The following is a 14,018-nucleotide window of genomic DNA, read 5'->3' as shown; positions in this document are numbered from 1 at the left end:
AGCGTCGCCCAGGTGATGTGGCAGTATGTTTTGCTGATGCATCGAAAGCAAAGCGTGAATTAGGCTGGGAGGCAACACGCGGATTAGAAGAAATGTGTGCAGATTCTTGGAAATGGCAATCAAATAATAAAAATGGCTATTTAGAAGTTTAATGATGAATATAAAAAAATGACCTTTGCATAAAAGCAAGAGGTCATTTTTTATTAATTTTATTAGCGAACCTAGAAAAGAACGTTCGCTGTTTTAAATGAGGTGATTTTACAATATCTTATGCTAGAAGGTAGTAGAATGAGATAGAGGAATGTATTATTTTATTAATTTTTTATAGAAATTGAAAGCGTATTATTGAAAAGTATTCCAACACTTGTATCATTGCTAGAGTCCGTTTATAATCAAGGAATCCTAGTTCATGTTTTAATAGGATTATTTATTATTGAAAGCGTTTTAAGTTCGCTCCTTTTTGAGGTAGGAGGTCTGACTTATTTGGATGAAAAATTATGTATGTAGTTTTAAATGGGAAGAAAAATAATATAAGTATCACTTTATAGTGTGGGGAGGTTAAAAGTGTGAAAGGTAAAGATTTTCACACGAATATATATGGGTTATGTAGGATTATTACTTTCAGGGGCAGCTTTATTTTTAAATAGTCTTGTTATATTAGGGAAAGCAGAGATGAAAAGTACGGGTGTTTTTAATTTATTTGTGGGTGCACTACAAATTATTATTCCGTTTTATTTGATCATGATTTCTGACCAAAGCAATTGGACAGTGTATTCATATGCGGCTACTTTCTTATTTGGATTAACTTATTTATATGTAGGTGTTACTTTTATAAAAGGAATGGATAGTAGTGGTCTAGGATGGTTTTGTATTTGGGTAGCAATTATAGCCTTATTCTATATGGTTGTTTCATTTGTTCAATTCCATGATGTTGTTAATGCGTTAACGTGGTTTATGTGGGCATTACTTTGGTATTTATTCTTTGTATTAAATACACAAAAGAAGAACATTAATCAATATCTTGGAAGGATTGCCTTCGTACAATCATGGGTAACATTGACTTTACCTTCACTCTTTTATTTTATGGGAGTGTGGGGAGAGGGATTTGTATATGAACTATGGGTTTATGTATCAGTAATTTCTATTTTGTACTTCTGTTATTGTATTTATAAATATCGAGTACGTTAATATATTTTCTGTAGAAAAGCATGGAATCGTTAAACGAATTCCATGCTTTTTATATGTTGGCACTTATAATAGAGAGGTAGTATTTTACAATTTGCTAAAATGGGGATGATGAAGTTGAAAAAAGTATTGGTGCTAGGGGGAACAAGATTTTTTGGTAAACATTTAGTAGAAGCACTTTTGCAAGAGGGGCACGATGTAACGATTGCGACGAGGGGAGTTACTGAAGATTCTTTTGGTAGCGCAGTAAAAAGAATAATTATTGATAGAGAAGATGGAAAGCTACTAGAAAAGCGTCTAGAAGGAAAAAGTTATGATATTGTATACGATAATTTATGCTATAGCTCGAATGCAGCGAAGATAATATGTGAAGTGTTACGAGGGAAAACGAAGAAATATGTTATGACATCTTCAATGGCCGTCTATGAACCTGCCCTAAGCTTATCAGAAGAAGACTTTAATCCGCACGATTATGCAATCGCGTATGGAGATAGGAATGACTTCAATTATGGTGAAGGAAAGAGATTAGCTGAAGCCGTTGTATTTCAACAAGCAACATTCCCAGTTGTTGCAGTTCGTTTTACAGTTGTTATTGGAGAAAACGATTATACGAAAAGGTTACAATTTTACGTTGAATGTATTGTGAACCAAAAACCTATCGTTGTGGATCATGTAGATGGAACTTTGTCATTTATACATGAAAAAGAGGCAGGAGAGTTTCTAGCTTGGTGCGGAATGGAAAATGTGAAAGGGCCAATTAACGCCTGTAGTAACGGGGTAGTTTCTACGGAAGAAATTATTCATTTCATAGAAGAGAAGACAGGAATAAAAGCACTCATTCAGAAAGCTGGGGAAAATATAGCTCCTTATAATGAGGTAACTAACTGTACATTACATAATGGAAAGGCTCGTGAATTCGGATTTTTGTTCCGAGAGCTGAAACTAGAAATGAAAAATGTTTTAAAACATTATATAAATACAATGAAGTAATCATAAATCCCCCGGTGGCAATCCGGGGGATTCTGGAGGATTTCGACAATACTGATTTTACATTACCAAATTTACCTTATACGTACGACTAATGTTTTTGTGATTGAATTGCTTGTAAATACTTCTCGTTTACTTGGTCCCAGTTTACTGTATGCCACCAGTTGGTAACAAACTCTGGGCGCCTATTTTGATACTTTAAATAATAAGCATGTTCCCATACATCAATTACGAGTAAGGGGATTTTCCCTTCTTGCAAAGGCGTATCTTGATTTGGTGTACTCATAACAGAGAGTTCCTCACCGTCAAGAACAAGCCATCCATAGCCACTTCCAAAACGACTAATAGCTGCTTTGGAAAGTTGATCTTTTAAGTTGTCAAAGGTATTGAAATAATAATCAATTACTTTTGCAACGTCTCCATTAGGCTCACCGCCACCTCGTGGGCTCATCACTTCCCAAAAAAGACTATGACAATAGTGACCACCACCGTTATTTCGTACAGCTGTAACAATTTCCTTCGGTAAAGTATCTAAATTACATAGCAATTCTTCTAAAGATTTATTATGTAATTCAGTATAATTTTCTAAAGTAGCATTTAAATTGTTTACGTATGTCGCATGGTGCTTTCCATGATGAATGGAAAGTGTATTGCTATCAATATGTGGCTCTAGTTCATCATAGTCATATGAAAGATTTGGCAATTGAAATGAAGACATAACATTACCTCCTTTCCACTTAAAAAGTTGGTCTAGGTAAAAATACTTTACCTGAGTCAAAAATACACCCATTTTCCATATAAGTCAATAGTAAGTCCATTAATTTTCTAAAAAATATTACAATAAAAGTAACACTCTCACTTTCATTTGTGACTCCTATCCTTTTTGCTTATACTGTAAAGTAGCAGGGTTTTGTTGAAATAGAAGGAGATTGTTTATGAGTAAAACGAAACAATTAATAGAGGAAGCAAGTAATTTTATTACGATTTGTTATAAGGAGCTTCATAAAGAACAATTGATAGAAGAACGTATAAAAGAAATTCAAATTGAGATAGAGAAGACAGGGACATATGAGCATACATTTGAAGAACTTGTTCATGGTTCACGAATGGCATGGCGTAACAGTAATAGATGTATTGGAAGACTATTTTGGAGTAAGATGCACATATTAGATGCGCGCGAAGTAAATGATGAAGAGGGTGTATATAATGCATTAATTCATCATATTAAATATGCAACGAACGACGGGAAAGTTAAACCAACCATTACGATTTTTAAGCAATATCAAGGTGAAGAAAATAATATAAGAATTTATAATCACCAATTGATTCGATATGCAGGATATAAAACAGAAACGGGAGTGATTGGTGATTCTCATTCCGCTACATTTACGGACTTTTGTCAGGGGCTTGGTTGGCAAGGAGAAGGTACGAATTTCGATGTATTGCCACTTGTGTTCTCTATAAACGGGAAGGCGCCTACATATAAAGAAATTCCGAGAGAAGAAGTAAAAGAAGTGCCAATTGAACACCCAGAATACCCTATTTCATCACTTGGAGTAAAATGGTATGGTGTTCCAATGATTTCAGATATGCGTTTAGAAATTGGCGGTATTTCTTATACAGCCGCTCCGTTCAATGGATGGTATATGGGAACAGAAATTGGGGCGCGCAACTTAGCAGATCATGATCGTTATAATTTACTTCCGGCTGTTGCGGAGATGATGGATTTAGATACATCGAGAAACGGTACCTTATGGAAAGATAAGGCGCTAATTGAGTTGAATATTGCCGTACTACACTCCTTTAAAAAACAAGGAGTTAGTATTGTTGATCACCATACTGCTGCACAACAATTTCAGCAATTTGAGAAGCAAGAAGCTGCTTGTGGTCGTGTTGTAACAGGTAATTGGGTATGGCTTATTCCGCCATTATCTCCAGCTACCACTCACATTTATCATAAACCGTATCCGAATGAAATTTTGAAGCCAAATTTCTTTCATAAATAATATTTAGTGTAGGTTTTTTCTTTGAAATATAATTTTTTTTAATTACTGTTATGTAGCAAATGGAAGCCTTTACTCTCGGTTATTTTTGGAAGAGGCTTTTTGAACCAAGGAGTACCTTATGTTATAATCAAATTTCTGTTTCGAAGACCTTATAGAAATATAAGGTCTTTTGTTTTGCTTTTTTATGTAAGAGGAAGAGAATTTTTCTTTTTAATAAGGGATTTGGCATATTTTTAGGGACAACATAAGTATGTGGGAAGTCGATAAAATGTTATGCATATATAATTATTATGTTTTGGGTTTAAACAATAAAACATAATAAAGTTGTTTTTTTAGATTGCTGAGGAAGGAGGAAGGAAGTATAAATGAGGATGAAGAGTCGAAAAACTGATTGGCCTGTATTTATTATTAGTGGTGGTTCACTTTTATTATTTGTAATTGCAGTTTTTTTGAACAAGGATTATGTAGAGAGTGCGATTAATAAAAGTTTCGCTTTTTCAATTAAATATTTCGGTGCCTTCTGGCAAGTTTTATTATTAGGTACATTTATTGTTGCGATGTGTATGGCTTTCTCCAAATATGGGAGAGTTAAGCTTGGGGGATTAGAAAAACCTGAGATTAGTACGGCAAAATGGCTTGCTATTATTATGTCTACATTACTTGCTGGAGGTGGCGTTTTTTGGGCAGCAGCAGAGCCAATGTATCATTTGATGACGGTGCCACCAATACATGATGGTATATCTGCTGGAACGAAAGAAGCAGTCATGCCTGCTTTAGCACAAAGTTATATGCATTGGGGATTTTTAGCATGGACGATTTTAGGTACAATTAGTGCGGTAGTTATGATGTATGGACATTATCATAAAGATATGCCGCTAAAACCTCGAACACTTTTATATCCTATTTTTGGGGAAAAATTAAGAAAGAGCCTGCTTGGAACGATAATTGATGCAGCTGCAATTATTGCAGTAGCTGCAGGTACAATTGGCCCAATTGGATTTTTAGGTTTACAAGCAAGTTATGGATTACAAGAATTATTTGGAGTTTCTGATGTGTTTACTACTCAATTAGCAATTATTGTTTGTGTGGTGGCCGTGTCTACCATATCGGCAGTAACAGGTATTGATAAAGGGATTCAAATTATAAGTAATTTAAATGTTAGATTAGCAATTGTGTTAATGGCATTCATATTACTATTTGGGCCAGGTGGATTTATTATTGATTCGTTTGTTTCTTCGTTTGGATTTTATGTAAATGAGTTTATACCGATGAGCACATACCGTGGTGATACAAGTTGGTTAGGATCTTGGACAATCTTTTTCTGGGGATGGTTTATTGGATACGGACCAATGATGGCAATTTTAGTGAGTCGAATTTCAAGAGGGAGAACGATTCGAGAAATCATCGTTGCAATTGGAATTATCGCACCTATTATTACAACATTTTGGTTTACTATATTAGGTGGATCAGGCGTGTTTTATGAGTTGATGAATCCTGGGTCTATCTCGGACGCATTAAGTGAATCTGGTATGCCGGCAGCTATGATTGCAATTACAGGGCAATTGCCACTTTCTAATATTATTGGACCAGCATTTCTTTTATTAACAATTTTATTTGTAGTGACAACAGGAGATTCAATGGCGTATTCCATTTCAATGGCAGTGACTGGAGACGGAGATCCTAGAATTAGTTTGCGAATTTTTTGGTCGCTTATTATGGGCGCAGTTGCAGCAATTCTTTTATATATGGGTGAAGGAAGTATTAATGCGTTACAATCGTTTATCGTGGTGACGGCAGTTCCGGTATCAATTTTGTTATTCCCAATGCTATGGTTAGCGCCTAAAGTTGCGGGAGAATTAGCATTAAAACAAGGTATTGTAAAAGAAGAAGATAAAACTGCATTCTTATTTCAGAAGGCTAGTAAATCAAAATAAATAAAAACGTAAAAGAGGAAGCATCTTAAATGAGATGCTTCCTCTTTTACGTTTAATCTAATACTTTTCCCTTTGTTTCTGGTACACATAGTAGCATTGTAATTAACCCGATTGGGTAGATGATAAAAATCAAGGACAATGCTCCAAGTAGGTTGCCACCTGTAGCAAGTAAGCCAATAATAACAGGCCCAAATCCAGCTAATCCACGTCCTGTACCGAAAATAAAGTTTTCGGCGGTAGAGCGAGCTTCAGCAGGATAGTTTTCAGCTAAAATTGCTCCAAATCCTCCCATCATTCCATTTGCAAAGAATCCAAGCAATGCACTTCCCCATAATAATAATGTTGAATCTGTGAATAAGAAGAAGTAAATGAGACAGTATACTGTACCGCCAATATAATAGATTGCAAAAGTTTTACGGCGACCAATTTTATCAGCTAGAATACCAAAGATTGCAATTCCAATTAGCATACCGATGGTAGAAATGAACATCCAGCCACTTGCTTTTGCTAATGTATAGTTATATTTATTTGCTAAAATAGTGGGCATCCATGTGAAGATTCCGTAATATCCGAAGTTTTGGATGAACGACATAATAATAAGACCAATTGTTGTAATTGTCACTTTTTTATTGGCAAATAACTTTCGAAGTGGAAATTTTTTTATATGTTTTAGTTGTTCTGCTTCAGTAGTTGTTAATTTACCTGCAGCTTCTTTTTGCAATAGCTCCTTTTTGTAGCGTTGTTTTTGCTCCCATATTTTCGGTTCACTTAAACTTTTACGGACATAGACAGCTAGTAAAGCTGGAATTAATCCAAATAAGAAAACGGCTCTCCATCCAAAGTGTGGGACAATAAATGCTGGAAGGAGTGAAGCAATCAGTACACCAAATTGCCATCCAAGTGCAACAACAGATGTCGCTTTAGCGCGCATTTCTTTAGACCATGTTTCTGTTACGATGGCCATTCCGATTCCGAATTCACCACCAACTCCCATTCCAACTAAAAAGCGCAGAATTAATAATTGCCAGTAGTCTGTTGCGAAATAAATGAGTGCGGTTGCTAGTGAAAACAGTAAGATTGTGAAGGCCATTGTACGAATACGGCCAAATAAATCAGCAATAAATCCAAATAAATAAGAACCAATTAACATTCCTATTGTGGTAGCTAAAGTTAAGTTTCCACCTTCAACAGGACTTAAGTGAAACTCTTTTAAAATATAGACAAGTACGAAAGATAATAGCAACATATCTAAACCTTCTGCTGCATATCCTAGCGCAGAACCAAATAATGTTTTATATCTTTTCGCTTTTGTCTCCTCTGTTGTTTGTTGTATATCAGTAGTGACGTTCATTATTACTCCTCCTTATTTTCTACAGTCGCTATGGAAGAATAACAAAAGGCCTTCTCACCTGATATGATGAGAAGGCCAAAAAAGCATACGTATCCCCAAGAAAAGAACATACGTATATTGTATTCCGACTTCCTTCTCAACCTCACGGGGTTGGGTTAAAGGACTGTATTATATTACTTTATTTTTAGCACTCTTCTATATGTATTGTCAAATAAAGAGGAAGTTATTATGTGTAAAATATTTCAAAAAACATTTCGTTCTTCTTGACGCCGACTTCATTATTTTCCCATAATAAAACTAACTAAATAAAAAGGAATGAATCAAAGATGCTAAATTTAGTACTCATGATGATTGAACGAGTCGGACTTATAGTTATTTTAGGATTTTTACTCTCTCATATTAAAACTTTCAGACGCCTCCTTCATAAACAGGATGGCTATGTAGATAAGCTTAAGCTTATTTGTATTTTTTCGGTATTTACAATTGTAAGCAATTACACTGGGATTGAAATAGCAGGAAATACGATTATGAATGAAAATTGGTTACAAGGTGTTTCATCATCGAGTACCATTGCGAATACACGTATTATGGGTGTTGGAATTAGTGGATTGCTTGGTGGTCCTATCGTTGGAATTGGGGTAGGATCAATTGCTGGTATTCACCGTTATATGCTTGGAGGGACGACAGCTCTAAGTTGTGCAATCTCTTCAATTTTAGCAGGCGTTATAACTGGTTATATCGGATACATTTTTAAAAAATATAACCGTACAATTACCCCTAAGTTTTCAGCGATTTTAAGTGTTTTTATCGTTTCTTTAGAAATGATTATGATCCTATTAATTGTAGAGGATGGAATGAGCATTGTGAAAACAATTGCGATACCAATGATCCTTGTAAATAGTTTTGGAAGTTTTATTTTACTTTCTATGATACAAGCTATTTTGCGTCAGGAAGAGAACGCAAAGGCACTTCAGACTCATAAGGTATTACGTATTGCAGATAAAACGTTACCATATTTTCGCCAAGGCTTAACAGAAGAATCGTGTAAGCATGTGGCACAAATTATTCACCGCTTTACAGGAACAGATGCGGTATCCTTAACAGATACAGAGAAAATATTAGCTCATGTTGGATTAGCATCAGATCACCATATTCCGTCACATAGTTTAATAACTGGTTTGTCGAAAGAAGTGTTACATACAGGGCAAATAATGAAAGCAAAATCACGTGAGGTTATTAATTGTCAACATGAAGGCTGCCCTTTGCAAGCGGCGATTGTTATTCCACTAACTTCACATGGAAATACAATAGGGACATTAAAACTGTATTTCAAAAATCCTAACCAGTTAAGTCGTGTGGAAGAGGAATTAGCAGAAGGATTAGCAAAAATATTCTCTACACAACTTGAATTAGGTGAAGCTGAGTTGCAAAGTAAATTATTGCAAGATGCGGAAATAAAGGCATTACAAGCACAAATTAACCCGCATTTTTTATTTAATGCGATTAATACAGTATCAGCTTTATGCCGAACAGATGTAGAAAAAGCAAGGAAGTTATTATTACAGCTTAGCGTATATTTCCGATGTAATTTGCAAGGGGCACGTCAGTTATTGATTCCGCTAGAACAAGAATTAAACCATGTACAGGCATATTTATCCCTAGAACAAGCAAGGTTCCCAAATAAGTATGAGGTAAAGATGTATATTGAGGACGAGCTAAAGACAACTTTAGTACCACCATTTGTTCTTCAACTATTGGTTGAAAATGCGTTGCGACACGCCTTTCCGAAGAAGCAACCAGTATGCGAAGTGGAAGTGCATGTTTTTGAAAAAGAGGGTATGGTTCATTTTGAAGTAAAAGATAATGGGCAGGGAATTGAGGAAGAACGTTTAGAACAATTAGGAAAGATGGTAGTTTCGTCAAAGAAAGGGACTGGAACAGCTTTATATAATATTAATGAACGTCTTATTGGATTATTTGGAAAAGAAACGATGCTTCATATCGAAAGTGAATTAAATGAGGGGACAGAGATTACTTTTGTTATTCCAAAAAAAGTAGGGGAGGAAGAACAGATTGTTAAAAGTATTAGTAGTTGACGATGAAATGTTAGCACGTGATGAACTAAAGTATTTATTAGAGAGAACGAAAGAAGTTGAGATAATTGGTGAGGCTGATTGTGTGGAAGACGCATTAGAAGAACTAATGCAAAGTAGACCAGATATTGTGTTTTTAGATATTCAATTATCCGATGATAACGGATTTGAAATCGCCAATATATTAAAGAAGATGAAAAATCCACCTGCAATTGTATTTGCTACTGCCTATGATCAATATGCGCTGCAAGCATTTGAAGTAGATGCGTTAGACTACATTTTAAAACCATTTGATGAAGAGCGTATTGTGCAGACATTAAAGAAGTATAAAAAACAAAAACAATCGCAAATAGAAACGAAGCACGAAATAAAGGGGACAGATGTAACAGTAGAGATGCATAAATTAGCATTACCAATTGAAGAATCAATCGTACTTGTTAATATTGAAGATATTGTATATGTAGGACTTGTGGACGGAAAAGTGACAGTAAAAACAATGAGGGAAACATATGTAACACACGATACACTTGTGATTTTGGAAAAGAAGTTGCCGCAAGTAAGTTTCATGCGCATCCATCGTAGCTTTATTGCGAATATTAATCATATTACTGAAATTCAGCCATGGTTCAATTCTACTTATAATTTAATCATGAAAGAAGGATCAAAAGTACCTGTTAGCCGTACATATGCAAAAGAACTCAAGAAGCTGCTTCGTATTTAAGGAGCAGCTTTTGTATTTCATTCTTTTATATTTGTAACTGATTCTGTATATTTGACGCTCTGTTATGTAAACGCTTACTCTGGCGGTTATATCCTATACAATAAAGGTACCAAATCGAAAGAGGTGGCCAAAATGAGTACGAAAAAAGTATATAGTTTCTTATCACAAGCATTCATATTCTCAGCTATTATGTTAATTTCTAATATTATTGCAATACATTTACCAATTCCAATGCCTTCATCGGTAATCGGGTTAGTTATTTTATTTAGTCTATTATGTTTAAAAGTTATTAAATTGGAGCAAGTTGAATCACTCGGAACAGCTTTAACAGGTATTATTGGATTCTTATTCGTCCCATCAGGTATTTCAGTTATTAATTCTCTTGGTGTAATGGGACAATACTTTGTACAAATTTTAACTGTAATTGTTGTAGCAACAGTTATTTTACTCGCTGTAACAGGATTATTTGCACAATTTATTTTAGGAAAAGATGAAAAAGAAACAGAAGATACAAAAGAATTGAAAGTAGTAAATAAAGGACGCAAGCACGGAAAGGTTGCGTAACCATTGTATTTATATATTGTTGGGAGGTAATGAACATGGCAAGCACAATGACTCCATATTTCGGAATCGTCGTTTCATTAATCGCATACGGAATCGGAAAATTATTATTCAAGCATTCAAAAGGGTTCTTCCTATTTACACCATTATTCGTGGCGATGGTATTAGGGATTGTATTTCTAAAGGTAGGTAACTTTACTTTTGAAGAATATAATACTGGCGGAAAAATGATTAGTTTCTTCTTAGAGCCAGCAACAATTGCATTCGCTATCCCACTATATAAACAAGTTGATAAGTTGAAAAAATATTGGTGGAAAATTTTATCAGCTATCGTGGTTGGATCTATTTGCTCAGTAATTGTCGTGTTCATTGTTGCAAAAGCAATCGGTTTAGATACAGCAGTAATGAATTCAATGCTACCACAAGCAGCAACAACAGCAATTGCGTTACCAATTTCAGAAAGTATTGGTGGTATTCCAGCAATTACATCGTTTGCAGTTATTTTCAACGCAGTTATCGTATACGCATTAGGAGCATTATTCTTAAAAACATTTAGAGTGAAACATCCGATTGCAAAAGGTTTAGCACTTGGAACAGCGGGTCATGCATTAGGAGTTGCAGTAGGAATTGAAATGGGTGAGGTAGAGGCAGCGATGGCAAGTATTGCTGTAACGGTAGTTGGGGTTGTAACAGTAGTTGTCATCCCAATGTTCATGCCATTCATTGGATAGTAAAACTTACTTAAAAAATAAGAAAAGCAAGCTATTTGTAGGACAGATTTCTACTGATAGCTTGCTTTTTATGTTACAGTAGTGGTAAGACCTATTAAAAAATGTAAGTTTCCTTAAATCTTCATTAATACTATGTAGAATACGTTTTGAATTAGGTCATTGTATTGTAAAATAAGAAGTAGGCTACTATATACCTGGTAAGGTAGGCATATAATGAGTTTATAAAAATCTTAATATGAATGAATAATTAAAAGTAGAAAAGAGAGAGAAATCTACTTATTAACGTTTTAGTTTATAGGACAGGAGAGAGTATTCGTCGATTATGCAAATAAAAAACCTGTTTCAAAGCAAAGGATTCCAGAGGTTACTCGTATTAGTAATACTTGCTCTCGTGTTATACGGGCTGCAAAGTATGTTGAATTTAATATTAATTACGTTTATTCTCACGTATTTAATGGATCGATTCCAAAAGTTTATTTCACGCAAATTAGATCATTTCATGCCTATTAATCGAAAAATTATTATAGCATTTCTATATGTAATGTTAATTGGTGGAATTGCTATTACGCTATTTAAATATTTACCAGTATTGACGATACAAATTTCACAACTGATTTACCAATTCAATGTATTTTTAAGAAACCCACCAGATAGTGAACTAATTAAGTATGCAGTTAATGCTGTCAATCATATGGAGCTTTCTAAATATGTAGGACAAGGCGTAGACATTTTGTATAAATCGATTACGAATGTTGGTAAATTTGGCCTTCAAGTTTTACTTTCTTTAATTTTGAGTTTGTTTTTCTTATTAGAAAAATCTCGTATTGTCGGTTTTACTGCAAAGTTTAAAGAAAGCAGGCTTGCAATTTTCTATACTGAAATTGAGTACTTCGGAAAGAAATTTGCACGTTCATTTGGAAAGGTAATCGAAGCGCAATTTTTAATTGCTGTTGTTAACTGTGTTCTTTCAGTTATCGCATTATGGATATTAGGATTCCCACAATTATTAGGTTTAGCGTTAATGATTTTCTTGCTTGGCTTAATTCCAGTAGCAGGGGTTATCATTTCGTTATTCCCACTTTGTATGATTGCTTACAATATTGGCGGTATCATGTACGTTGTTTATATTTTGGTTATCGTAACAGTGATTCATGCGCTTGAAAGTTACGTATTAAACCCGAAGTTTATGTCGCAAAAAACAAATTTACCGATTTTCTATACATTTATGGTATTAATCTTCTCAGAACACTTCTTAGGTGTATGGGGATTAATTATCGGTATTCCAATCTTCATCTTCTTATTAGATGTTTTAGACGTGACAAGTGATGAAATGGAGAAGGATGTTGGAAAAAATAAAGTGAAGTAAAGAAAAAGCATCGATGTTCGGTGCTTTTTCTTTTATAATATGATGTTTCTTATGCCATACTGTAAGCAGAACATAGAATAGGGGTGAAGTAATGGCTGTAAATGAAAAGGTAGAATTGGCTACATTTGCTGGAGGGTGCTTCTGGTGTATGGTTTCGCCATTTGAAGAGATGGAAGGGATTATAAAGGTCGTTTCTGGCTATACAGGTGGTCATAAAGAGAATCCAACGTATAAAGAAGTATGTTCAGAAACGACGGGACATTATGAGGCAGTACAAATTACATTTGATGCAAATAAAATGCCGTATGAGGAATTGTTAAATATATATTGGAGACAAATTGATCCGACCGATATTGGTGGACAATTCCACGACCGCGGACAGTCTTATGAAACGGTGATTTTTTATCATAATGAAGAACAACATAAAAAAGCAGAGACCTCAAAAGAAGAGCTTGAGCAGAGTGGCCGCTTTTCAAAACCAATTGCGACAAAAATACTACCAGCAGCTACATTTTATCCAGCTGAAGAATATCACCAAGGATACCATAAGAAAAACACATTCCGCTATGAGTTATATCGTAAAGGCTCAGGACGAGATGCTTTTATTAAGCAACATTGGCCAAAGGATAATGCTCATTTAAAAGAAAAACTCAATGAGATGCAGTATTATGTAACACAGGAAAATGGTACAGAACCACCATTTCGAAATGAGTATTGGAACCATAAAGAGGAAGGTCTTTATGTAGACATCGTTTCAGGTGAGCCGTTGTTTACTTCTCTAGATAAATTTGATAGTGGATGTGGATGGCCTAGTTTTACAAAACCAGTGATGTCAGCAAGTGTGAAAGAAAAGATGGATGTGAGTCATAATATGACACGTACAGAAGTGAGAAGTAAAGAAGGAGATTCACATCTTGGGCACGTATTTCCAGATGGTCCAGGACCAAATGGCCTTCGTTACTGTATTAATTCCGCAGCTCTTCGATTTATTCCAAAAGAGGAATTAGAGAAAGAAGGCTATGGCGATTTCCTAATCTTGTTTGGAAATAAAAAATAACCTCGCAGTTAGCGAGGTTATTTTTT

Annotated in this window: 13 protein-coding genes and 1 pseudogene; 12 read left to right on the top strand and 2 right to left on the bottom strand. The window is 34.9% G+C overall.

What is annotated here, in order from left to right:
• From ACUN13_RS24640 to ACUN13_RS24630, 3 genes are all read left to right on the top strand, one after another.
• A partial coding sequence (locus ACUN13_RS24640) for a GDP-mannose 4,6-dehydratase (protein WP_170857924.1) occupies positions 1–152 on the top strand: 152 nt, incomplete at its 5' end.
• A 445-nt stretch (positions 153–597) separates the two neighbouring features.
• Entirely contained in the window at positions 598–1,188 is a 591-nt protein-coding gene (locus ACUN13_RS24635) for an AmiS/UreI family transporter (RefSeq protein ID WP_000542578.1), read from the top strand.
• A 99-nt stretch (positions 1,189–1,287) separates the two neighbouring features.
• Positions 1,288–2,175 (top strand): NAD-dependent epimerase/dehydratase family protein, encoded by an 888-nt coding sequence (locus ACUN13_RS24630; RefSeq protein ID WP_342761614.1) that lies wholly within the window; start codon positions 1,288–1,290, stop codon positions 2,173–2,175.
• 88 nt (positions 2,176–2,263) lie between these two features.
• Here ACUN13_RS24630 and sodA read toward each other — a convergent pair whose 3' ends face one another.
• Positions 2,264–2,890, bottom strand: a complete 627-nt coding sequence (gene sodA / locus ACUN13_RS24625) for a superoxide dismutase [Mn] (RefSeq protein ID WP_342761613.1) — start codon at positions 2,888–2,890, stop codon at positions 2,264–2,266.
• A gap of 217 nt (positions 2,891–3,107) precedes the next feature.
• Between sodA and ACUN13_RS24620 the strand changes: the two genes are divergently transcribed.
• Positions 3,108–4,178, top strand: a complete 1,071-nt coding sequence (locus ACUN13_RS24620; RefSeq protein ID WP_000047627.1) for a nitric oxide synthase oxygenase — start codon at positions 3,108–3,110, stop codon at positions 4,176–4,178.
• 365 nt (positions 4,179–4,543) lie between these two features.
• On the top strand, positions 4,544–6,112 hold the full coding sequence (locus tag ACUN13_RS24615) for a BCCT family transporter (protein WP_001242445.1): 1,569 nt from the start codon (positions 4,544–4,546) through the stop codon (positions 6,110–6,112).
• Positions 6,113–6,164: 52 nt separating this feature from the next.
• Here the strand turns inward: ACUN13_RS24615 and ACUN13_RS24610 are convergent, their stop codons facing one another.
• A complete protein-coding gene (locus ACUN13_RS24610) occupies positions 6,165–7,463 on the bottom strand; it encodes an MFS transporter (protein ID WP_445424002.1) in 1,299 nt (432 codons plus the stop codon).
• Between the two features lie 326 nt (positions 7,464–7,789).
• On the opposite strand from ACUN13_RS24610, the gene lytS reads away from it, so the two are divergent.
• From lytS to msrB, 7 genes and pseudogenes are all read left to right on the top strand, one after another.
• Positions 7,790–9,559, top strand: coding sequence for a two-component system sensor histidine kinase LytS (lytS, locus tag ACUN13_RS24605; protein WP_000933565.1), 1,770 nt, complete (start codon positions 7,790–7,792; stop codon positions 9,557–9,559).
• On the top strand, positions 9,537–10,277 hold the full coding sequence (locus tag ACUN13_RS24600; protein ID WP_000921842.1) for a LytR/AlgR family response regulator transcription factor: 741 nt from the start codon (positions 9,537–9,539) through the stop codon (positions 10,275–10,277). The genes lytS and ACUN13_RS24600 overlap by 23 nt, the downstream gene beginning before the upstream one ends.
• Positions 10,278–10,409: 132 nt before the next feature.
• A complete protein-coding gene (gene lrgA / locus ACUN13_RS24595) occupies positions 10,410–10,841 on the top strand; it encodes an antiholin-like murein hydrolase modulator LrgA (RefSeq protein WP_086412009.1) in 432 nt (143 codons plus the stop codon).
• A 35-nt stretch (positions 10,842–10,876) separates the two neighbouring features.
• Complete coding sequence (lrgB, locus tag ACUN13_RS24590) at positions 10,877–11,569, top strand: antiholin-like protein LrgB (protein ID WP_025689991.1); 693 nt, start codon at positions 10,877–10,879, stop codon at positions 11,567–11,569.
• A gap of 322 nt (positions 11,570–11,891) precedes the next feature.
• Positions 11,892–12,935, top strand: coding sequence for an AI-2E family transporter (locus ACUN13_RS24585; RefSeq protein WP_001166010.1), 1,044 nt, complete (start codon positions 11,892–11,894; stop codon positions 12,933–12,935).
• 91 nt (positions 12,936–13,026) lie between these two features.
• Positions 13,027–13,494 (top strand): annotated as a pseudogene (gene msrA, locus ACUN13_RS24580) (peptide-methionine (S)-S-oxide reductase MsrA); the annotation flags it as partial.
• A gap of 45 nt (positions 13,495–13,539) precedes the next feature.
• A complete protein-coding gene (gene msrB / locus ACUN13_RS24575; protein ID WP_224201069.1) occupies positions 13,540–13,992 on the top strand; it encodes a peptide-methionine (R)-S-oxide reductase MsrB in 453 nt (150 codons plus the stop codon).
• Positions 13,993–14,018 lie beyond the last annotated feature (26 nt).

It is taken from the genome of Bacillus cereus group sp. Bce041 (assembly GCF_052646455.1).
Note: the sequence above shows the minus strand (reverse complement) of the source record. Positions and strands in the feature narration are given on the sequence as shown.